Origin of the sequence: Candidatus Magnetaquiglobus chichijimensis, from assembly GCF_045865675.1 — a bacterium.
Classification (GTDB): Bacteria; Pseudomonadota; Magnetococcia; order Magnetococcales; family Magnetaquicoccaceae; genus Magnetaquiglobus; species Magnetaquiglobus chichijimensis.
The window spans coordinates 425,279-446,272 of sequence record NZ_BAAFGK010000001.1 but is presented as its reverse complement, the minus strand read 5'-3'; the positions used below and the strand labels follow the sequence as shown (position 1 = coordinate 446,272).

At 63.5% G+C, this 20,994-nt stretch carries 15 protein-coding genes; 3 read left to right on the top strand and 12 right to left on the bottom strand.

What is annotated here, in order from left to right; translation table 11 throughout:
• Positions 1–133 precede the first annotated feature (133 nt).
• Genes pyrF through bioB form a run of 4 tightly spaced genes read right to left on the bottom strand, consistent with a single transcriptional unit; the run spans position 134 to position 4,050 of the window.
• The gene (gene pyrF / locus ACOY6C_RS01675) at positions 134–1,063 is read right to left on the bottom strand and encodes an orotidine-5'-phosphate decarboxylase (protein ID WP_420903742.1); all 930 of its coding nucleotides are present in this window, start codon (positions 1,061–1,063) and stop codon (positions 134–136) included.
• Between the two features lie 32 nt (positions 1,064–1,095).
• Positions 1,096–2,439 (bottom strand): adenosylmethionine--8-amino-7-oxononanoate transaminase, encoded by a 1,344-nt coding sequence (gene bioA / locus ACOY6C_RS01670; RefSeq protein WP_420903741.1) that lies wholly within the window; start codon positions 2,437–2,439, stop codon positions 1,096–1,098.
• On the bottom strand, positions 2,406–3,056 hold the full coding sequence (bioD, locus tag ACOY6C_RS01665) for a dethiobiotin synthase (protein ID WP_420903740.1): 651 nt from the start codon (positions 3,054–3,056) through the stop codon (positions 2,406–2,408). The genes bioA and bioD overlap by 34 nt, the downstream gene beginning before the upstream one ends.
• The gene (bioB, locus tag ACOY6C_RS01660) at positions 3,049–4,050 is read right to left on the bottom strand and encodes a biotin synthase BioB (RefSeq protein ID WP_420903739.1); all 1,002 of its coding nucleotides are present in this window, start codon (positions 4,048–4,050) and stop codon (positions 3,049–3,051) included. Before bioB ends, bioD begins: the two co-directional genes overlap by 8 nt.
• Positions 4,051–4,508: 458 nt before the next feature.
• On the opposite strand from bioB, the gene ACOY6C_RS01655 reads away from it, so the two are divergent.
• On the top strand, positions 4,509–5,393 hold the full coding sequence (locus ACOY6C_RS01655) for a PstS family phosphate ABC transporter substrate-binding protein (RefSeq protein WP_420903738.1): 885 nt from the start codon (positions 4,509–4,511) through the stop codon (positions 5,391–5,393).
• Positions 5,394–5,717: 324 nt separating this feature from the next.
• Entirely contained in the window at positions 5,718–7,949 is a 2,232-nt protein-coding gene (locus ACOY6C_RS01650; protein WP_420903737.1) for a patatin-like phospholipase domain-containing protein, read from the top strand.
• Positions 7,950–8,056: 107 nt separating this feature from the next.
• On the opposite strand, the gene ACOY6C_RS01645 is transcribed toward ACOY6C_RS01650, so the two are convergent.
• The 7 genes from ACOY6C_RS01645 to flgB form a co-directional block, all read right to left on the bottom strand.
• Positions 8,057–9,418, bottom strand: a complete 1,362-nt coding sequence (locus ACOY6C_RS01645) for a FliI/YscN family ATPase (protein ID WP_420903736.1) — start codon at positions 9,416–9,418, stop codon at positions 8,057–8,059.
• A complete protein-coding gene (locus ACOY6C_RS01640; RefSeq protein ID WP_420903735.1) occupies positions 9,415–10,569 on the bottom strand; it encodes a FliH/SctL family protein in 1,155 nt (384 codons plus the stop codon). Before ACOY6C_RS01640 ends, ACOY6C_RS01645 begins: the two co-directional genes overlap by 4 nt.
• A gap of 214 nt (positions 10,570–10,783) precedes the next feature.
• Positions 10,784–11,875: a flagellar motor switch protein FliG gene (fliG, locus tag ACOY6C_RS01635; protein WP_420903734.1), complete on the bottom strand. Its 1,092-nt coding sequence runs from the start codon at positions 11,873–11,875 to the stop codon at positions 10,784–10,786.
• Positions 11,876–11,922: 47 nt separating this feature from the next.
• Positions 11,923–13,566 (bottom strand): flagellar basal-body MS-ring/collar protein FliF, encoded by a 1,644-nt coding sequence (gene fliF / locus ACOY6C_RS01630; RefSeq protein ID WP_420903733.1) that lies wholly within the window; start codon positions 13,564–13,566, stop codon positions 11,923–11,925.
• A 146-nt stretch (positions 13,567–13,712) separates the two neighbouring features.
• Positions 13,713–14,027 (bottom strand): flagellar hook-basal body complex protein FliE, encoded by a 315-nt coding sequence (gene fliE, locus ACOY6C_RS01625; protein WP_420903732.1) that lies wholly within the window; start codon positions 14,025–14,027, stop codon positions 13,713–13,715.
• Between the two features lie 30 nt (positions 14,028–14,057).
• A complete protein-coding gene (flgC, locus tag ACOY6C_RS01620; protein ID WP_420903731.1) occupies positions 14,058–14,486 on the bottom strand; it encodes a flagellar basal body rod protein FlgC in 429 nt (142 codons plus the stop codon).
• Positions 14,487–14,541: 55 nt separating this feature from the next.
• Positions 14,542–14,958, bottom strand: coding sequence for a flagellar basal body rod protein FlgB (gene flgB / locus ACOY6C_RS01615; RefSeq protein ID WP_420903730.1), 417 nt, complete (start codon positions 14,956–14,958; stop codon positions 14,542–14,544).
• 331 nt (positions 14,959–15,289) lie between these two features.
• On the opposite strand from flgB, the gene ACOY6C_RS01610 reads away from it, so the two are divergent.
• The gene (locus ACOY6C_RS01610; RefSeq protein WP_420903729.1) at positions 15,290–15,712 is read left to right on the top strand and encodes a VOC family protein; all 423 of its coding nucleotides are present in this window, start codon (positions 15,290–15,292) and stop codon (positions 15,710–15,712) included.
• Positions 15,713–15,738: 26 nt separating this feature from the next.
• Here the strand turns inward: ACOY6C_RS01610 and ACOY6C_RS01605 are convergent, their stop codons facing one another.
• Positions 15,739–20,784 carry a response regulator gene (locus ACOY6C_RS01605; RefSeq protein WP_420903728.1) on the bottom strand — a complete coding sequence of 1,682 codons (5,046 nt, stop codon included), beginning with the start codon at positions 20,782–20,784 and terminating at the stop codon, positions 15,739–15,741.
• Positions 20,785–20,994 lie beyond the last annotated feature (210 nt).

Sequence of the window (20,994 nt, the reverse complement as noted above, 5' to 3'; positions counted from 1 at the left end):
GAAAAATGGCTTATCGTGAAAAGCGCGCGAAAGGCAAAGTCACAAAAGATAGAGTCCCAAGGGCTTTGCCCTTGGATCCCACCGGGGGCGGTAACCGCCCCCGGTCCCCCGTGACCGTTGAACACCCTCCCCCTCACCCCGGCAAAGCCCCGTTGACCGCCTCGCGCAGTGCCTTGGCTGCGGCGGCCACCCGCGTCATCACCTCGCCACGCCAACCCGGACCAGAAATCTCACCCGGCTTGAACGGATACATCACCCCGCGCGACGCCGCCGCATACGCCCCCACCCCGTTGAACCCGGCAGCCCGCGTCACCGCCTCCAGCGACCCCCCCTGGGCGCCGATGCCGGGCATCAGAAACAACGCGTGCGGGGCCAACTCCCGCAACCGCCCGGCATGCGCCGGATAGGTCGCACCCACCACGATCCCCACATTGCCAAACCCATGCGTGCCGATCGTCCCCTCGCCCCACGACTCGGCCAACAGCGCCATCCGCTCGGCCACCGTCTCCCCAGAGGCCAACGCCAGATCCTGCAACTCCCCGGACGAGGGGTTGGAGGTCTTGGCCAGCACAAACAATCCGGCCTCCCGATTGACCTCCTGGAACGGCGCCACCCCGTCCCGACCCAGATAGCCGTTGATGGTCAAGGCATCGGCGCGCCACGGATTCGGCGTGCCGAACACCGGATGCTCCCGCCCCAGCCAGGCGATCCCATAGGCCCGCGCGGTGTGAGCCACGTCGTTGCGCTTGCCATCCAGAAGGATCGGCAACCCCATGTCCCGCAACAGCATGATGGTACGCCGCAACGCCACATGGCCGGCGGTGCCGTACTGCTCGTAAAAAGCCACCTGGGGTTTGAAACCGACCGCCTCGCCGGCACTCGCCTCGATCACCGCGCGGTTGAACTCGAACAGGGTCTCCTCCAACCGCTCCTCGGTGGGCTCATCCTTCAACCTCTGCCGCAACTGGGCCGGAAACCGCTCCACCTCCGGATCCAATCCGACCACCACCCGCGAACGCACCCGCAAGGCACGTCCAATCCAACGATCCGCGAAATGGGACATTTGTCGCTCCAAACCTGAATCAAGAGTTCCACTCACTCGCAAAACGCCCCCACCGCCGCCTCGATCCCGTCCCAGCCCCGATGCAACGCCTCCGGCGTGATGCAATAGGGGGGCATCAGATACAACACCGCGCCCAGGGGGCGGATGATCAGGCCACGCTCCAGAAAGAAGCGGATCAGGCGTGGGGTGAAGGACGAACCATAGCGGCGATCCGGCAGGGCCAACTCGAAGGCCGCCACCGCGCCCATGGCGCGCGGATAAAGGATCCGCCCGCCGAGTGCGGACAGACGCTCCCGATGCACGGCCTCGATGGCCGCCACCCGCGCCAGGGTGTTCTCGGCGTCGAACAGCGACAAAGAGGCCAGACCCGCCGCGCAGCCCAGGGCATTGGCGGTGAAGGAGTGTCCATGGGCCAGGGCCCGATCGAAGGTTTCGCCCAGGAAGGCCTGGTAGATCCCCTCGCGACAGGCGGTGATGGCCATCGGCAGGAATCCGCCGGTCAGCCCCTTGGAAAGACAGATGAAATCCGGTTCGATGCCAGCCTTTTCGCAGGCGAACAGGGTGCCGCAGCGGCCAAACCCGGTCATCACCTCATCGGCGATCAACAACACCCCCGCCGCCCGCAACCGCGCGACCAGGGCGCGCAGAAACGCCGGACGACAGATGCGCATCCCGCCCGCGCCCTGGATCAGCGGTTCGATCAGCATGGCCGCGCAGTCGGAACCGTGCGCCTCCAGATAACGTTCCAACGCCTCCAGGGCCTCGCGCTCCTTGCGCTCGACCTCCGCATCCCCCTCCCAGGTGGCCGGAAACGGCAACGTGTCCACCCCGAACAGCAGGGATCCATACCCCTCGAAAAAGCCGGAAGAGCGGCTCGCCGACATGGCGCCCACGGTATCGCCATGGTACCCGTGTTCGAACACCAGGAAACGCCCTCGGCTCTGGCCCATATTGCGTCCATAGTGCAGGGCCATCTTCATGGCCACCTCGACGGCGGTGGAGCCGTCGTCGGAGAAAAAAAGTCGCGTCAGACCCGCCGGAAGAGTCTTGACCAGCGCCTCGGCCAGACGAACCGCCGGTTCGTGGGTCAGGCCGGCGAAGATGATCTGGGCCATGGTCCGGGCCTGGGTGGCGATCGCCTCGGCGATCACCGGATGGGCATGACCGTGGATGGCCACCCACCACGAGGCGATCAGATCCAGATATTCCGTGCCGTCCACCCCGTACAGCCACGCGCCGCGCGCCGAGGCGATCGGCACCGGCACGGGTGCGGTGGCCTGCTGGGTGTAGGGATGCCAGACATGCGCCCGGTCCAGGGCGATCAACGGTTCGGGAGAGCGGTTCACAGCCCCAGTCTCCGCCGCGTGATCATCCATCGCTCCGGATCCCAGGGGGGAACCGCGGCCAGAACCTCCGGGGTCATGGGATCGAGCCACGGGATCTCGGCCAGAAGCGGGGCCGCGCCGAAATCGGTGATCGCGGTGCGATTGACCGCATTGGGCACGCCGGACAAAATCACCCCGAGGATCTCCAGATCGCGACGTCGCAACGCCTCGAGGGTCAACAGGGTGTGGTTGATGGTGCCCAGCGTGGTGCGTGCCACCACCACCACCGGCAGGGCGAGCCGCACCATGAGGTCCGCCATGGTCTCCCGATGGTTCAGCGGCACCAGAACCCCACCCGCCCCCTCGACCACCAGGCACGCACCGCCCGCATCCGGCAGCGCGAAATCCTCCAGCCGGATGGCAAGCCCGTCGCGCCGCGCCGACTCGTGGGGCGAGAGCGGCGCGTTGAGCCGGAACCGTTCCGGCAGGATCCGTCCTCCGCCCGACAACCGGGCCACGAGCCGGCTGTCGCTCTCCTCCTCCAGTCCCGACTGCACCGGCTTCCAGTAGCAGGCACCCAGCCGCGCCACCAGCCATGCCGAGGCGATGCTCTTGCCCACGCCGGTATCGGTGCCGGTGACAAACACCCCGGTGCCGGAATCACTCATGCTCTTCCACCCGCTCCACGCTGAAGCCGGCGTCCTCGATCAAACGCAGGGTCTTGTCGGCGGCGTGACCGCCGGTGTTCAGATACCCCTCGGCGAACAGCGAGTTGGCCGGGTAGAGGGCCAGGGATTCCAGGCCGCGCAGATTGGCCTCCCGTCCCCCGGCGGCGCGCACTTCGGCGGAGGGGTTCAGGAACCGGAACAGACACAACGCCCGCAGACAGGACTCGGGGGTCAGGCGGTTCTGCGCGCCGAGTTTCGATCCAGGCGCATGCACGTAGAAATTGACCGGAATGGAGCGGGCATCGAGGCGATTGAGCGTCAGGGCCACCTCCACCACCTCCTCCGGCCCCTCGCCCATACCAAGGATCAGACCACTGCACACCTCCAGACCCACGGAGCGGGCCGCGGTCAAGGTGGCCACCCGGTCCGCGTAGCTGTGGGTGTGGCAGATGGAGCCGTAACGCTCCTCGGAGGTGTTGAGGTTGTGGTTGTAGCGGTCGAGTCCGGCCTCCTTGAGGCGCGCGGCCTGGCTGGCGTCGATGAACCCCGCCGACAGACACACCTCCATCGGAAAGGCGGCCTTGAGTCGCGAGACGACCCCGGCCAGGTATTCCACCCGCTCATTCCCCGGACCGCGCCCGGAAAGCACCAGACAGTAGCGATAGGCCCCCGAATCCAGTGCCTTTTTCGCTTCATCGAAGATCGCCTCCTCGGACTTCATCCGGTAGACCGGCACCTCGCCGGCACTGCTGGTGGCCTGCGCGCAGTAGTTGCAATCCTCCGGACAGAGCCCGTTCTGGACGTTGTTCAAGATATGCACCCGCACCCCGCGTCCGAAATGGCGTTCGCGAACCACGAACGCCGCATCCAGGAGCGGCAGCAGCGGAATGTCGGGATCGGTGAGCACGCGGATCGCCTCCGCGCGCGGGATCGGCGCCCCCTCCAGGGCCAGACCGGCAAGCCGGCGACAAAACGCATGGGATTCGGCAGGCATCCATTCCACGGAAAATAACCCTTTCAAAAGATCAACAAAACACCCCAAAACCCGCAACCATCCTGGAGGCTGTTTGGCATTTGCCAGGCAGCCGACGCGGGCCATGCATGGCCCGCCAAATTGCGAAACAATTTGATAAAACACGAATCGCTTCTTTCGATTCGTGCAGGTTTGGAGAGTCCAGGATGAAATCTCCAAACAGCCTTTGATTTTGCCCCAAACGCGCTCTTTGCACCAGGGATCGGATGGGTGATGGGACCGGGATCCCACGCCACGTTCACAAACGCCTCGAAGCGTCCCTCCAACCGTTCCGCGATGCGCGTTCCACATTTTACCGAACCATAAACAAACCTTTATTCGAGATTCACAAACCATATCCACAATAACACCATGGATTCATGACCGACCCTATTCAACCCAATCCAGCCATCGCCCAGATGAAACCCAAGGAAATCAATATGAAAAAATCCATTCCCGCGCTGCTCCTCTCCTTCGTGCTCCTCTCCTGGTCCGGGGCGGTCGCCGCCGCGACCGTCCTCACCAACCGGGGCTCGGACACCTTTCTCCATCTCGCCCAGGCCTGGGCCACCCAGTATCACGAGGCCCATCCCGAAATCAGCGTCGATATACGCGGCTGCGGCACCGGCACCGGCATCTCGGCCCTGATCAACAACCATGTGGATCTGGCCAACGCCAGCCGTCCCATCAAGATCAAGGAGCGCATCGCCGCCGAAGCCAACGGCGTCCGCCCCATGGAACATCTGGTGGCCCACGACGCCCTGGCCATCCTGATCCATCCCACCAATCCCCTCTCCTGGCTCTCCATGGCCGCTCTGGCGGAGGTGTATGACAGCAAGGGGACGATCGACGATTGGGGCAAATTCGGGGTGCGGGTGCCGAACTGTCCCGGCAACCGCATCCATCTGGTCGGACGACAGATCAACTCAGGCACCCACGACTACTTCCAGGAGGTGGTTCTGGGCGAACGCCGGGACTTCAAACACAACATGGAGAGCCGCGACGTGAGCAGTTCCGAGGAGGTGGTGGATCAGATCGGTCACAACCCCTGCGCCATCGGCTACATCGGCATGGCCTTCGAATCCAACCGGGTCAAAAAATTGAAAATCTCCCGGGAATCCGGCACCGAACTGGTGGAACCCACCATCGAAAACGTGATGAACCGTCGCTATCCGATCTCCCGACCGCTGTTCATGTACACCAACGGCATGCCGCAAGGGGAGGTGAAGAACTATCTGGGATGGATTCTGAGCGATGCCGGTCAGTGTCAGGTTCAAAAAACCGGATTCGCCCCCGCCCGTCCGGTCACCTGCCCGGCCCAATAACCCCTCCCCGGGGGGGTTGCGCCAGACGCACCGGCGTGAACCACCCGTCGAACCAAAAATCCTGTCACATCCCAACGGGCCTGGAGCGTCACGCTCCAGGCCCGTTTTCGTTCTGGGGCTGATTGGCACAAGCCAGGCAGGATCTAAATTATAATCAATGGTATAATAATGTTAAAATTATTATAAATCATTACACCGTGTTTCCAATAAAATCGGTTGACCGGTCTTTCTTTAAGATGTATGTTCACCCAAAACAATCAACACAAAGATGAGTTCGACACGACCAAATACACATAAAACCCTCATTTCCCATAAGGAAAATCCATGAATGGAGATCCAAAAAGCCAGACATCCTCTCTTCCCAATCAATCCAACGCAACAACCATCGATTCTGTGATCGAAAAGGAAAAGACGCTTCTGGGCGTCTCTTCCGACAAACTCATCGGCCTGGGTCTCTCGGGTGGCGGCATCCGCTCGGCGGCCTTCAACCTGGGGGTGTTGCAAGGGCTGAATCAGGGAAAATGGATGAAAAAGATCCATTATCTCTCCACGGTCTCGGGCGGCGGCTACATCGGCGCGGCCTACTCCTGGTTCACCCATTGCGATCAGGCCACCCCATCCCCCACCAAACCCGACTTCCCGTTCGACGAGCCCGATTCGTCGCTGGATGGCATCGAGCGGCGTCGCGTCAACTGGATCCGCAGTCGCGGCAACTACCTCACCCCGACCACAGGCCTGAACGCCTGGGCCCTGCTGGCCGCCATCCTGCGCGGCGTGCTGATCAACCTGATCATCCTGCTGCCGATTTTCTGGGGCGCCGTCATTCTGTTGTCCACCCCGATTGACAAACAAATCGACTGGATTCCATCCCATTTCCGCTACGCCAATTGTTTGGAGATCTCCGGAGAACCCGCGCAAACGCTCTGTCCCGGCGACACCTTCACCCAAGCGTGCGCCAAAGCCAAAAACTGCGATCGAACCGAACTGAACATCCAACAAAGCCAGAAAATCGTCGTCGCCGACTACTTCATGATGGCCGGGCTGGCCGCGACGCTGATCCTGGTCTTCCTGGGTTCTCTGCTCTACGCCTATCTCAGCGCCACGGACCGATCCTATGAAACACGTCTTTGGGCGAACAAACGCTTTGGCCAGGCCTTATGGCTCACAGTCGGTCTGCTCCTCCTCGGATCCCTGCCCTTCATGGAACAGTTCGTCAGCCATTGGTTCAAGCTGACCAGCGTCGCGGCCCTGGCCAGCGCGGCCAGCGTGGCCGCCGGTTGGAGCCTGCGTCGCAACAACAACGAAGGACAGGGCTGGCTCGCCCAGGCCATTGTCATCGGTACCAGCCTGCTGCTCTTTCTCCTGATCGTCTGGCTCTATCATGTGGCCATGATGCTCTGGGCCGATGGCTGGAAGGGCAAGGAGATCTCCTTTACCCTGTTTCCGCTCGTCGTGTCGTACTTCGCCGGTCGCGCCAACATCAACAACGTCTCCATGCACCGTTTCTACCGCGACCGGTTGCGCGAGGCCTTCATGCCCTCCGGCGCGCCCTCGGAGTTGCACAAACCCGAATACCCCTCCCGCGACCAGGCCGATTCGTTCTCCTTGCCTGAACTGGGCAACCGCAAACCCGCCCGACCCTATCCCATCATCAACACCACCCTGAACACGCTCACCTCGAAAAATCCCAAACGGGCGGGTCGCGGTGGCGAAAACTTCATCTTCTCGCCGCTCTATTGCGGGTCGGACGCCACCGGATACCGGCGCACGGAGGCGTTCACGGATGGCCGCTTCTCCCTGGCCACGGCCTTCACCATCTCCGGGGCGGCGGTGGATCCCAATACCGGCGCCACCCGCTTCGGGCCGCTCTCGTTCCTCATGACCCTGCTCAACATCCGCCTGGGATACTGGTGCCTCAACCCGAACCCGGACATTCATCCCAATCACGACAAACGGCCATCCACGCCCCCATGGCTCCCCTCCATTCTCAAGGAACTGTTCCGCCACAAACTGGATGAATCGCAACAATACATCCACCTGGCCGACGGCGGACACTTCGAGAACCTGGCCGCCTACGAACTGATCCGTCGCCAGTGCGCCCTGATCATCATCGGCGACGCGGGCGCGGACCCCCAGAACACCTTCGATTCGTTGGGCAACCTGATCCAGAAGGTGCGCGTGGACTTCGGCGCCGAAATCGCCATCGATACCGCCCCCATGCGCCCGGAGGACCAACCCGAAAGCGATCCGCCCAAGGTCTCCGCCGGCAAAAAGCTGTGCAAAACTCCGTATCTGATCGGCAAGATCACCTATCTGGACCAACAGGAAGGGGTCCTGATCTACATCAACACCTGCCTGTTCGAGGAGCTTCCGCAGTGCGTCTGGACCTATCAGCGCATGAACAAAAGCTTCCCGGAGCAGACCACCGCCGATCAATTCTTCGACGAGGCGCAGTTCGAGGCCTATCGGGAGCTGGGGTTCCACGCCTGCATGCGCATGATCTCGGAGACAACGCCCAGGCTCGGAGAGATCCTCCGCCAAGAGCCGGGCGCGTGAAACCACGGATGCAATCCGAGGGCGTTTCATGAAACAAAAGGGCCTGGAGAGTTTTTCGCTCTCCAGGCCCTTCGTGCAGACGGATGCGTGAATCAAGAAGAGGGGGATCAGGCGGCGCGGGCGTTCTGCTGTCCACCCTGAAGCGTGGCGAAGACCCGACCCAGCTGGCGGATGCTCTCCTCCATCGAACACCCCTGCGAGACCGGTTGCCGCAGATAGTCGCGAATCGGCTTGATGAGCTTCAACGCCAGGTCGATGCGCGGGTTGGAGCCCGACACGTAGGCGCCGATGTTGATCATGTCCTCGGCCTGGGTATAGGCGGCCAGGGATTCGCGCAACTGTCCGGCCCACCCCTTCTGGGTCTCGCTGGCCAGGTCGCTCATCAAACGCGACAAGGAGCCGAGCACGTCGATGGCCGGATAGTGGTTGGCCGAGGCCAGATCGCGCGAAAGCACGATGTGACCGTCCAGAATACCGCGCACCGCGTCCACGATCGGATCCTGGATATCATCCCCCTCCATGAGGACCGTGTAGAGCCCGGTGATGCTCCCCTCGCCGCTATCCCGACCGGCCCGTTCCAACAGGCGCGGCAGCAGCATGAAGGTCGAGGGCGGATAACCGCGACTGGTGGGCGGTTCACCGCGTGCCAGCCCGACCTCGCGTTGCGCCATGGCGAAACGGGTCAGGGAGTCCATCAACAGCAGCACATGCTGTTGACGGGCGCGGAAATACTCGGCGATCGCGGTGGCCAGATGGGCGGCGCGCAACCGCAACAGCGGCGGCTGATCCGAGGTGGCCACCACCACCACCGAACGCTGCATCCCCTCCGGCCCCAGATCCTTTTCCAAAAACTCCACCACCTCACGGCCACGTTCGCCGACCATGGCGATCACGTTGACATCCGCCTCGGTGTACCGGGCCATCATGCCCAACAGCGTGCTTTTACCCACGCCGGAACCGGAAAAGATCCCCACCCGCTGGCCGCGTCCGATGGTCAACAGGCCATTGATGGCCCGCACCCCCAAATCCAGGCTCTCGGAGATGCGCCGGCGGTGCAGAGGATTGATCGGCTCGGCGTTCAGCGGGGTGAACTCGGACAGATGGATCGGCGGACCGTGATCGATCGGCTCCCCCGTGGGACCCAGCACCCGACCCAACAGCGCCTCCCCCACCCCCACCATCTCCGCCCGTCCGCGCGACACGATCAGACTGCCCGGATGGATCCCCTTGATCGCCCCCAGCGGCATCAGCAACAACGCATCGCTGCGGAATCCCACCACCTCGGCGCGAATCGGGGCCGAGCCGTCGTCCGGGTAGACCTCGCACATATCGCCGATCGAGGCCGAGGGGCCCTCCCCCTCGATCAGCAGTCCCAGCACCTGCGCCACCTTGCCGGTGCGCTTCATGCCGAGTCCGCGCCGCGCCGACTCCTGATAGTCCCCCCACGGGAGTTCCAGGTCGAAGTTCATGACGCCTCCGTGAAGATCTCGTCGATGGCCAACTCTTCCACCCGCTCCTCGGGGTCCAGTTCATCCACGGACCAGTCATCCCCGGCCAAGGCGCCCCAATCCTCGGCGCCGTCCAGCCCGTTTTCGACGAACGCCTCACCGGCGTCTGTCGCTTCGACCGGATCCTCCTCGCCGAACGCCTCCTCGGACAGCGCTTCCCCGACGGACGCCTCCCCACCGACCAATGCGGCGGAAGCCAGCGCGGCAGGAGCCAGCGCGGCAGGAGCCAGCGCGGCAGGAGCCAGCGGTTCCGCCCTGGCCGGCGACATCGCCGGCATGGGCGGACGGATGGGACGATTCGGCACGCTGCCCGGATCCGGGATAAGCGGAAGCGGTTCCCGCGCCGTGGCCAACGTGGCCGACTCGCGCGCCCGCTCGGCGATGTCCGGGACATCCATGGCGTCGAGACGCTCCTGGAGATACTCGCGCATGGCGAGTTCCACCTCCTTGAGCTGGATCTCCAGATTGTCCTCCAGACCGCCGAAATCGCTCTCCAGATGGACCGCGCCCGACGAAAGGGTCGGATCCGCCTCGATGTTCAGGTTGCCGAAGGCCCGGATCCGTTCCAGAATCCGCGCGTTGCCCGGCGACACCCGGATCACGATCCCCTTGCGTCCTGCGGCGCGCTTGAGGATCCGCCTGACCCGCTCGGCCACGATCTCGGGGTTGACCGTCAGTTCGGTGGCGATCAGATCGCGGATCAGCACCAGCGTGGTTTCAACCAGATAGCGCTCCGCGCCGGCCAGAATGCGGGCGTGAAGCTGCTCGAGATTGGCCAGAACCCCCTCGAGTCGCGGCAGCATGGCGTGGATCTCGCGCTCCATGCGCTCCTCGCCGGCCTTGAGTCCGGCGGCCTCGGCGGCGGCGAAGACCCGTTGATAGACCTCCCGCTCCATCTGCTCCAGACGACGGGCGTGCAACTCCTCGGGGGAGATCTCCGGCTCCTTCTTGGGCGGCACCACCACCGGCAGCCGTCCATCCGGACGCAACCGCAAGAAGTGCTCCCCCTTGATCTCGCGCGGCGCGTCGAGCAGGGCGCCAATTCCCACCCGCCGGCACTCCAATCCGCCGGCCTCGGCCTTGATGATCTCCGCAACGTTACTCTCGGACACGGATCGCTTCCCCTGTCGTGGATCGGGTTACAACCTGAAAACGGCTGGGTGGTCGCCTGAATGAACGCATCCAACCGCCTCTTGACCGTGGAACCCCCGAAGGGGGGCCACAATCGAGGGATGAGGGAGCTTCTCCCCCATCCTGCCACCCTGGAACCCCCGAAGGGCGGTCCAGGGTACGGGGGGTGAGGAGGTTCTCCCCCCATCCTGCCAGTTACAGCACCACGTCGTCGGTGCCCTTGCCCATGATGACGATCGCCCCCTCGGCCTCGAGACGACGCGCCGCTTTCAGAATGCTCTGCTGGGCGGATTCGACGTCGGCCACCTTCACCGGCCCCATCATCTCCAGATCCTCGCGCAACATCTCCGCCGCGCGCTCGGACATGTTCTGGAAGAACTTCTCCTTGAGTCGGTCGTCGGTCCCCTTGAGGGCCGAGAGCAGCTCGTCGTTGTTGACTTCGCGCAGCAGGGTCTGGAAGCTCTTGTCGTCCATGAGCAGCAGATCCTCGAACAGGAACATCTCCTTGCGCACCTCCTCGGCGAGCGGATTGTCCTCCTCGTCGAGATAGGCCAACAGCTTGTCGGAGAGGTCGCGGCTCATCATGTTCAACAACTCCGCCACCTTCTTGACACCACCACCACCCTCCTTGGCATAACCACCACGGGTGGCGCCTAACGCCTCGAGTTCGGTCAAAAGCGACTCCTCGATATCCTCCAGCGCGCCAGGCGGCAGACTGCCCAGCTTGGCCATGCGCAGGATCACCTCCTGCTGCACGTCGCTGATCAGATAGTCAACCACATAGGATGCCTGCTCCACCTGCAACTGCGACAGGATCAACGCGATGCTCTGCGGATGCTCGTTGGACAGAAAAGTGGCCACCAATGTGGGTTCCATGGCGTTGAGGATCTCCCAAGGGGTGTTCTTGGGCCCCTGCTGCAACTCCTTGAGGAACTGACGCGCCTTCTCCTTGCCGAGCGCCTTGGAGATCATGTCCTTGACCTTGTTCATGCCGCCGCGCACGTCGAACTGCTGCAACTCGAACCGGTCCAGGAACTCCTGACGCACCGCCCGCACCACATCCTGGGGGGTGCTGCCGATCCGGGCGATGGTGCGGGTCAACTCGCGCACCTCGTCCTCCTGCATCCCGTCCAGAATCTTCTTCACATCCTCGTCGGCCAGCGACAGAATGAAGATCGCCGCCTTCTCCTTGCCGGTCAGCTTGGTGCGCGAGCTGATCTTGCGCTTCGGCACCGCTTCCCCCGCCGGCTCGTTCCAGACTTCGTTGTCAACCGCTGCTTCCGCCATGGGTCTGCCCTCTCCATCAACCTTTATGTTGGGTCACCAAACCGGGCTCAATCTTCCTGCAACAACCAGGAACGCAGGATCTCGCGCGCTTCGTCCGCATGCTCGCTGATCATCTGCTGCGTCAGCTTGATGTTGCGATCCGGGGTACGCATGCGCATCGGCTGTTCGGTGGGCAGGGTACCCACCCCCTCGGCCACGAGTTGCGCTTCCAACTCGGCCACCGCCGCCGGCACGCCACTCGAATCCGGCACCTTCTCGCCCAGCAGCAGACGCATGACCATCGGCTTGAGGACAAGGAAGAGCAGCAGCAGGACGATGACCGCCAGACCGGCCTGAAGATAGAACTCGGGACGCTCCCAGAACTTGACCGTCTGCTCCAGACCACCGGTGAGCGGTTCGAACGGCGCGCTGGTCACCTGGATGGTATCGCCGCGCTGCGTGCGGAAACCGACCGCCTGCTCGATGATCTTCTGGAGCTGCGCCAACTCGTCGGAGGTGCGCTCCTTGTAGAGATCCTTGCCCTTGTTGTTCGGATCGGCCTCGTAATGACCATCGACCAGCACGGCGATGGAGAGCCGTTGAATGGTGCCGACCGGCAACACGATCTTGTTGACCGTCTTGCTGATCTCGTAGTTGATGGTCTCGCGCTCCACGCTGCGCGACTGCTCGGAACCACTCCCGCCGGCCTTCACCTTGTCGTTGGCATCGTTGGGACGCACGCCCGGCACGCCGCTCTCGCCGAACGAGCCACGGCTGTTTTCGTTGACGGTCTGTTCGCTGCGCGCCACCTGCCCTTCGGGATCGAACTTCTCCTCGCTGCGCTCCACCCGCTTGAGATCCAGGTCCGCGGTGATGCGCACGATGCTGCGGCTCACGCCGCTGGCATTCACCCCCACCACCTTGTCCAACATCGCCTGGGCGCGATCCTCGAGGGTCTTTTCCACCTGACGTTGCAGGCTCAGGCTCTCCTCGGCGGGCATGCGGCCATCGGTGGTGACCGCCTTCTTGCTGGAGATCAGATTCCCCTTGTGATCGAGCAGCGTGACATCCGACTCCTCCAACCCCTCCACCGCCGAGGCCACCAGATGGGTGATCCCCTCGATCTGCTTGGCGTTCAGGGGACGGGAAAGTTCCATCACCACCGAGGCGGTGGCCCGTTTTTCCTCGGAGACGAACAGGGACTTCTTGGGCAGCACCAGATGCACCCGCGCCTTGCTCACCGCGTCGATGCTCTCGATGGTGCGAGCCAGCTCACCCTGCAAACCGCGCTGGAAGTTCATCCGTTGCAGAAAATCGGTCATGCCGACCAGATTGGTCTTGTCGAAGATCTCGAAACCGGTGCCGGTCCCCTGCTTGGGAATCCCCTGGCTGGCCAGATCCAGGCGCGCATTGTAGAGCTTGTTGGCCGGCACCTCGATGGTGGTTCCTCCCATCGAGAGCTGATACGGCACGTTCATCGTGGTGAGCTGAGCCACCACCTTGCCGGCCTCGGCCTCCGGGAGCCCGGAATAGAGCACCTTGTAGCTGGGCCGGGTGGCAAACCAGATGATCGCCGTCAATGCCAGCGCCGTGGCGGCCACAGCCAACAGCAATCCGTTGCGCCCGCCCAGCGGGAGACGCTCCAGAAACCGCGTGAAAACTTCCGCTGGTGCCTCGGAGCGGGCAGCCATCGCGCTCGTCGCCTCTGCCATGTTCAGGTATCCTCAACGCTTAAAGACTAAAATAAAGTTACCCTGAAACTCCCGCCAGGGAGGTCCACGGTCGGGGGGGTAAGGGGATTCTCCCCCCATCATGCACGTGACAGCCGTCTGCCCGACGCGCTTGCGCGCGGTCAGGATCATGCCGGCATGCTCATCACTTCCCGATAGACCTCCAGGGCCTTGTTGCGCACCTGCATCAGCAGACGCATGTGCAACTCGGCCTTGGAACCGGCGATCTGGGCCTCGTGAATGCTCACCCCGGCATTGCCCAGGAGGGCCTTTTCACTCAACTCCTTGGCCTCCTTGCCGAGCCGGTCGGTCTCCTTGATCTGACGGGCCAGGGTCACGGAAAAATCCTCCCAGTGACCACCACCCCCATCCCCTCCGGTGATCGAGGGGGCGGAGATGTTGATGGGCGGCAGGGGCGTGGTGCCGATCGGATTGATGGACATCGGTTGACTCCTTGATATTCCCTAATACGACTAACGACCGATCTCCAACGCCTTCATGGCCATGGCCTTCGAGGCGTTGAGAACCGTGACATTGGACTCGTAGGCGCGACTGGCCGCCATCATGTTGACCATCTCCGCCGTGGGATCCACGTTCGGCATGGCCACGTACCCCTGGGCATTGGCATCCGGATGGGACGGATCGTACTGCATGCGAGGCGGACGTTCGTCCACATGGATCCGTTCCACGGCCACGCCCGTGGTGGCGGCCATCTGTTCGCGACTCAACATCTCGTCGAACGACTTGGCCGAAAAGACCGGATCCTTGCGCTTGTAGGGCCCACCTTCCGGGGTACGGGTGGTCTGGGCATTGGCGAGGTTCTCGGCGATGATGTTCAGACGCAACCTTTGTGCCGATAATCCCGAAGAGGTCACGCGAAACGAGGTCAGGAAGTCGTCCATGGGGCCATTCCCTGTACAAGTGCTTGGTATCGATCACGCCTTGACGACCGGCGGATCACTGGGAGGATCCACCCTGAATCACCATGCGCAAATTGCTGATCTGCGAATTCATCGACTGGGCGGCATAGTTGTAAAGGAGTTGGTTGGCACTCTGACGGGCCATCTCCTGCTCCAGATCCACGCTGTTCTGATCCCCTTTGGGAATCGGGGTTTCGACCTCCTGCAACTCCCCCTCCACCGGGATGTGCATGGCCATCGGCATGTGCTGACGCGCGGTGCGCGCCACGGGCAGTTCGTCGCCCACCGGCATGGAGTCGCGCAGCACATCCTCGAACTCCAGACGGCGCGCCTTGTAGCCGGGGGTATCGACATTGGCGATGTTGGAGGCGATGATCTCCTGACGCCGATGACGCAGATTCATCAGATTGGACTTGAAAGCCCCTTCATTCCCCAACAAACCGAACTCGGCCATCTGCCTGCTCCTTCCAAATAAGGGTCCGCGCATCGCCCTCCAGGGGCCCACACGCGAGAGGTGCATCCCCGGATCGCGCAACCGACTGTCAAACCATCGACGCACCACGAATTCCGGTTCACGCACTGACACCAATCAGCAGGAATCGTGCCGATGACCGTCCAACCCCAGCCATCCCCCCGATCCTCGGCCCACCACGCCCCGGAACGCATTTCTCTTGCAGTGCGATCCGGAATTGTCGGAAGATGCGCTGGAACGCCTTCAACGCCACACCCGCCACGCTGGAGCGCGTGCCAGAAACCAACCTTCACACCCTCCACAAGGAGTTCCCATGGACCAACGTCTCTCCCTGGTCACCCTCGGGGTTCGCGACATGAATCGCGCGCGCACGTTCTATGAAAGCCTGGGCTGGAAAGCCTGGAAGGAGAGCAACGAACACATCTGTTTTTTCCAGACCGGCGGCATGGTGATCGGGCTCTATCCCCTGTCCAACCTGCTGGCGGATCAGGGCAGGCCGGAAGCCGCACCGAACGCGGGCGGCATCACCCTGGGGATCAACGTGGTGGCGCGGGAGGATGTGGATCGGGAGATGACCCAGGTTTTAGAGAAGGGCGCAACCCTGCTGACACCCCCTGCGGACACCCCCTGGGGCGGACGCACCGCCTATTTCGCCGATTTGGATGGTCACCCCTGGGAGATCACCTGGGCGCCGATGTTCCCGTTGGGTGCGAACGGTGCATTGATTCTGCCGTGAGACGCCGCTCAAGCCACCCACCAACCCTATCGCGCCGCGAACTCGTGCAGCACCTCCAACAACCGCTTCCGGGAGATCGGCTTGGAGAGATAATAGTCACACCCCGCGGCCATGGCCTCGGCTGAGGCCTCCTGCATGGCATGCGCGGTCAGGGCCACCACCGGGGTCGGGACCAGACCCTGTTCCAGCTCCCAGGCGCGCATCATCCGCGTGGCCGCGTAGCCGTCCATGACCGGCATCTGGATGTCCATCAGCACGATGTCGAACCGCTCCCCCTGAAACAACGCCACCGCCTGACCGCCATGTTCGGCGAAGGTCAACGTATGGGGCGTGGCCTTCAGGAAGGCCCGAATCAACAACCGGTTGTCCTCGGAGTCCTCGGCCAGCAGGATCGACAATCCCCGTTCTGTGTCTCGGGTCGTCTCGTCGCGCGCACCCTGACGCACCACCGAGACCAGAGGAACCGATCCCTCCGTCTCGACGACCGGCAACTCCAGGGAAAACGAAAAACGACTCCCCTGCCCGACCGCGCTCTCGACCGCGATCCGTCCGCCCATCCGCTCCACCAGCAGCGCGCAAATCGACAACCCCAGACCCGATCCGCCAAACTTGCGGGTGATCGACCGGTCCGCCTGCCGGAACGGCTGAAAGATGCTGATCAACTTGTCCGCCGGAATGCCGATGCCGCTGTCGCGGATCGCGAACAGGATCCGTCCGCCCGGCTCGCAGCTCGCCTCCAGCACCACCTCCCCCTCGGGGGTGAACTTGACCGCATTGCCCAACAGGTTCAACAGGATCTGCCGCAACCGGTTCGGATCCCCGCGCACATGCACCGGCAGACCCGGATCCACGAGCCATTTCAATCCGATGCCGCGCTCCCGCGCCGGCACCTGCATGATCTCCGCCGCGCCGACCACCAGGGCCGGCAGATCAAAGGCGGAACACTCGGGATCGAACTGGCCGGCCTCGATCTTGGAAAAGTCCAGCACGTCGCTGATCAGGGCCAGCAGCGACTCGCTCGCCTTGCGCGACATCTCCAGATACCGGCGCTGTTCCTCCGTGGCGTTGGCCTCCATCAGAAGCTCGTTCACCCCGAGGATCGCGTTGAGCGGGGTACGGATCTCATGGCTCATGTGGGCCAGAAAGGTGGATTTGGCCCGATTGCCCGCCTCGGCCATCTCCCGCGCCCGTTCCGCCTCCTCCTTGGCGATGCGCAACTCGGCGGTACGCGCCGCGACCTCCTTCTCGAGCGCGTCGCGATGGCGTTTCAACTCCAGATGGGTGGCCACGCGCCGTCTGACGATCTCCCCATGAAACGGCTTGGTGATGTAATCCACCCCGCCCATCATGAACCCCTCGCTCTCGTCGGCCACCTCCTTTCGGGCCGTGACGAAGATCACCGGGATCTCTCTCGTCACCGGCTGCTCCCGCAACTGCCGGCACACCTCGTAGCCGTTCATCTCCGGCATCATGATGTCCAGCAGGATCAGATCCGGCGGCTCGCCGGAAAAGGCGGCCCGCAGCGCCTGGGGACCGCTCAGCGCCACCTGCCGGTGGTGGTCGGCCAGCCACTCCTTCAACAGATCGATATTGCCCGGCTGATCATCGACGATCAGCACCCGCGCCTTGGACGGCTCCTCGCGGGGCGGAGACACGGCAACCAGCTCGCGTCCGAACAGGCGCGCCAGGGCATGCAGCCGCTCCTCGGCCTCGGCGAAGTGGTACACCTCGATCTGACGGGCCAGCTCCTGGTAGGTGAACCAGGAGTCGCTGTTCTTGAGCAGCGACCCCAGATCGGTCAGCCACGGCTCCACCTCGATGCAATATCTGCTCACCCGATCGAGGATCCAGCTCATCAGCCGCAACGCCCGCTCGACATCCACCTCGGACAGATCGGTCCGCGCCACGCCCGGATCCGGCGCACCGACCAGACGCGCCGGATCCACGCCCAACCCGCCCATCACCACCCGCATCCGTTGGATGAAGGTGGCCAGGGCCACCTGACGCCACACCGGGTCATCCGCGGCGAGGGCATCGATCAACTCGCCGGCAGCCTCGGCCAGGGTGATGGCGCCCACCGCGCGCGCCGCGCCGCGCAGCACATGCAGCCGAAGCGCCGCGTCCTCGTGCCGTTCCATCTCGATCAACCCCGGCAGGGCGTCGAGCATCTCCTCGTATTCGCGGCGAAAACGGATCAGCAGCCGGCGGTACAACCCCCGGTTTCCGGCCACCCGTTCCAGACCGTGCGCCGGATCGAGTCCAGGCAGACGCAGCAGAGGTTGCGCCTCCGGCGTGGGGAACCCCTCGGGGGGATCCCAGCCATCAAACGGCGCCACCCATTTTTTCAACAAACCATGCAGACGCTCGGCACGGGGAGGCAGCTCCAGGGTGTCGCGCATGCCGACATCCAGGCAGTGACGTTTCTCCTCGATCCCACCCTGGGCCAGAAGGGCGATCACCGGCAGTTCGGCGCCGGTGGGCAAGGCACGCAGACGGGCCACGCACTCCGGGCCGCCCCACTCCGGCAGTTGGGAGTCGATCAGCAGCACGTCGAACGGATGGCGACCCGCCCATTCCAGCACCTGGGCCCCATCCGTGGCCAACTCGACCACCAGGCCGATCCGTTCCAGCAGTTCGGTGAGAATCCGCGCCGACACCTCCCCCGCCTGGGCCAGCAGCACCCGTGCCCCACCGATGCGCGCGCCGGTCTCCTCCTCCTGGGCCAGGAGTTTCTCGCGGCGCCGATCCACCTGATCCGCCTCGACCTTCCCCTGATGGGCCAGACCACGGATCAGCCGCGAGCGGGTGACCGGCTTGTCGATGAAACCGTCCATGCCGGCCCGTTCCATGCGCTCGAGCACCTCGCCGACTCCGAACGGCGCCAGCAGCAGAATCACCGGAAACGGTGGTCTGGGCACCCTGGCCTCGAGGGCTGCCCGAATCTCCACCGCGGCCACGTCCCCATCCTTGCCCGGCATGCGCCAGTCCAGGAGCACATGGCTGTAGGGCGCGCGCCCGGCGCCGTTGGCGGCCAGCACCCGCGCCACCGCCTCGGACCCGGAGGCCACCACCTCGGGTTCGAGCAGCAACTCTTCGAGCAGCTCGGCCAGGGCCATCCGCGTTCCCGGATCGTCATCGGCCACCAGCACCCGTCCGCCCCACAACTCCTCCGGGAGGGTGAGCGACTTGCGCCGGTTCTGGCCGTGCATCCCCACGCACACCTCGAAACCGAACTCGCTCCCCTGTCCTGGCGCGCTCTCCGACCACATCCGTCCGCCCATCAGCGACACCAGCCGCTGGCAGATCGACAACCCCAATCCGGTACCGCCGTACCGGCGGGTGATGGAACCATCGGCCTGCACGAACGGGGCGAACAGGTTGGGCAGCACGGAGGGATCGATGCCGATGCCGGTATCCTGGACCGTGCAGCTCAGACAGACCCCGCCATCCGGGATGACGCGCGGCGCAATCCGCACCGTGACGCCCCCCTGTTCGGTGAACTTGATGGCGTTGCGGATCAGGTTGATCAACACCTGCTCCAGGCGGATCGCATCGCCGAACAGCACCGAATCGAAGGATGAGGGGAGCGCGAAGACCAGTTCGATGCGACGATCGGCCACCTGTTTGCTGAACAGGTCCGCCAGCCGCTCCACCAGCAGATGCAGATCGAACGGCACCGGATCGAGGCTCAACCGGCCCGCCTCGAGCTTGGAGAAGTCGAGAAGATCGCTGATGATCCCCATCAATGAACGCGAGGCGTTCTCGATCTTGGCCAGGTAATCCCGCACGCGAGGATTGAGATCGGCCTTGAGCGCCAGCTCCGTGAACCCCAACACCGCATGCATCGGGGTACGGATCTCATGGCTCATGTTGGCGATGAATTCGCTTTTGGCCACGCTGGCCATCTCGGCCACGGCCAGGGTCTCCTCGAGGGATTTCACCAGTTGCCGCCGGTCGGTGACATCCTGCAAAAAGCCGATGAAGCGGACCTTGCCATCCTGCACCGTGGAGGTGAGCGACACCTGAAGATCGACGCTCTGCCCATCGGCGCGCACCCCTGGGAACTCCAGGCGACGCCGCAGACGCGGCGCCTCGGGACCGAGCGCGGCGAAGCGTCTCAAGCCGACCCGATGGGCATCCCGTTGTCCCTCGGGCACGATGAACATCTCGATCGGCTGACCCAGCACCACCTCCCGGTCGTATCCGAACAGCTGTTCGGCGGCGGGATTGAACTCCACCACCCGCCCCTCCTCATCGGTGGTGATGATGGCATCCAGGGCGTGGGCCAGGATCGCCTGATGACGATCCAGCAGGCGAACGATGGCCTGATAGCGCTCGATGTTCTCCAGGTTCTGATGGACCCGGCACAACAGCTCCTCGGGTTGATACGGCTTGACGAGGAAGTCGTTGGCTCCGGCTTTGATGAAGCGTGCCGCCAGCTCCGAATCGCCGTGGGAGGAGAGGCCGATCACCGCCACCTCCTCGCGACCGCGATGGTCACGCAGGCGGCGCGTGAACGCCACGCCGTCCATGATCGGCATCTGATAATCGCTGATCACCAGGGAAAGGGGCTCCTCGCCCAGGATGCGCAGGGCCTCCTCCCCGTCCCCGGCCTCGCGCAGCTCGAAGCCGTGCCGTTCCAGGAGCCGGCACAGCAGGCGACGCGCGGCGCGGGAGTCATCGACCACCAGGATGCGGGTCCGGCGATTCGAGCGGAACCGCTCGATGGCCTGGATCACGGTATCGACCACCCCCGGACTGTCCTTGATGAAGTAATCCAGCAGCCCCTTGTCGAGAAAGATCTGGCGCAGTTGCGGCTTGAACATGCCGGTGAGGGCGATCGAAGGGATTTTATGGGTCACCATCAGATCGACGATCTCCCCATCCGGGGCATCGGGCAGGAACAGATCGAGAATCGCCAGCAGGAACCGGCGCGGGTAGCGCTCGACCACCACGCGCGCCTCGGCGAGACTCTTGGCGACCACCACCTCAACACCCAGGGCCCGTTGCAGGCGGCCCTTGAGCAAAGCCGCGAAACTGCTCGAATCTTCCACGATCAAGATGGTGTCCATCGTCATGCGTTCCCGACCTCGCCGACTTGAGGATGGCCATGAAATTCACGCACATCACATACAACAAAATAAAAAATACCATCCATCACTTGACTGTTGGTATTAGAATAGCGCATTTTTCAAAAAATGCATGCACAAACTCCATCAAGGTTCATGACACAAACCGTGACCCGTGGCATGCAATCGTGTTATGATATTCATTCATAATTC

Bases quoted from the DNA above. Each gene is read 5' to 3' on its own strand.
- fliE (WP_420903732.1), bottom strand. From the start codon at position 14,027: ATGTCCATCAATCCGATCGGCACCACGCCCCTGCCGCCCATCAACATC.
- bioD (WP_420903740.1), bottom strand. From the start codon at position 3,056: ATGAGTGATTCCGGCACCGGGGTGTTTGTCACCGGCACCGATACCGGC.
- ACOY6C_RS01645 (WP_420903736.1), bottom strand. From the start codon at position 9,418: ATGAACTTCGACCTGGAACTCCCGTGGGGGGACTATCAGGAGTCGGCG.
- bioB (WP_420903739.1), bottom strand. From the start codon at position 4,050: ATGCCTGCCGAATCCCATGCGTTTTGTCGCCGGCTTGCCGGTCTGGCC.
- fliG (WP_420903734.1), bottom strand. From the start codon at position 11,875: ATGGCGGAAGCAGCGGTTGACAACGAAGTCTGGAACGAGCCGGCGGGG.
- fliF (WP_420903733.1), bottom strand. From the start codon at position 13,566: ATGGCAGAGGCGACGAGCGCGATGGCTGCCCGCTCCGAGGCACCAGCG.
- ACOY6C_RS01655 (WP_420903738.1), top strand. From the start codon at position 4,509: ATGAAAAAATCCATTCCCGCGCTGCTCCTCTCCTTCGTGCTCCTCTCC.
- ACOY6C_RS01605 (WP_420903728.1), bottom strand. From the start codon at position 20,784: ATGGACACCATCTTGATCGTGGAAGATTCGAGCAGTTTCGCGGCTTTG.
- flgB (WP_420903730.1), bottom strand. From the start codon at position 14,958: ATGGCCGAGTTCGGTTTGTTGGGGAATGAAGGGGCTTTCAAGTCCAAT.
- pyrF (WP_420903742.1), bottom strand. From the start codon at position 1,063: ATGTCCCATTTCGCGGATCGTTGGATTGGACGTGCCTTGCGGGTGCGT.
- flgC (WP_420903731.1), bottom strand. From the start codon at position 14,486: ATGGACGACTTCCTGACCTCGTTTCGCGTGACCTCTTCGGGATTATCG.
- bioA (WP_420903741.1), bottom strand. From the start codon at position 2,439: ATGGATGATCACGCGGCGGAGACTGGGGCTGTGAACCGCTCTCCCGAA.
- ACOY6C_RS01610 (WP_420903729.1), top strand. From the start codon at position 15,290: ATGGACCAACGTCTCTCCCTGGTCACCCTCGGGGTTCGCGACATGAAT.
- ACOY6C_RS01650 (WP_420903737.1), top strand. From the start codon at position 5,718: ATGAATGGAGATCCAAAAAGCCAGACATCCTCTCTTCCCAATCAATCC.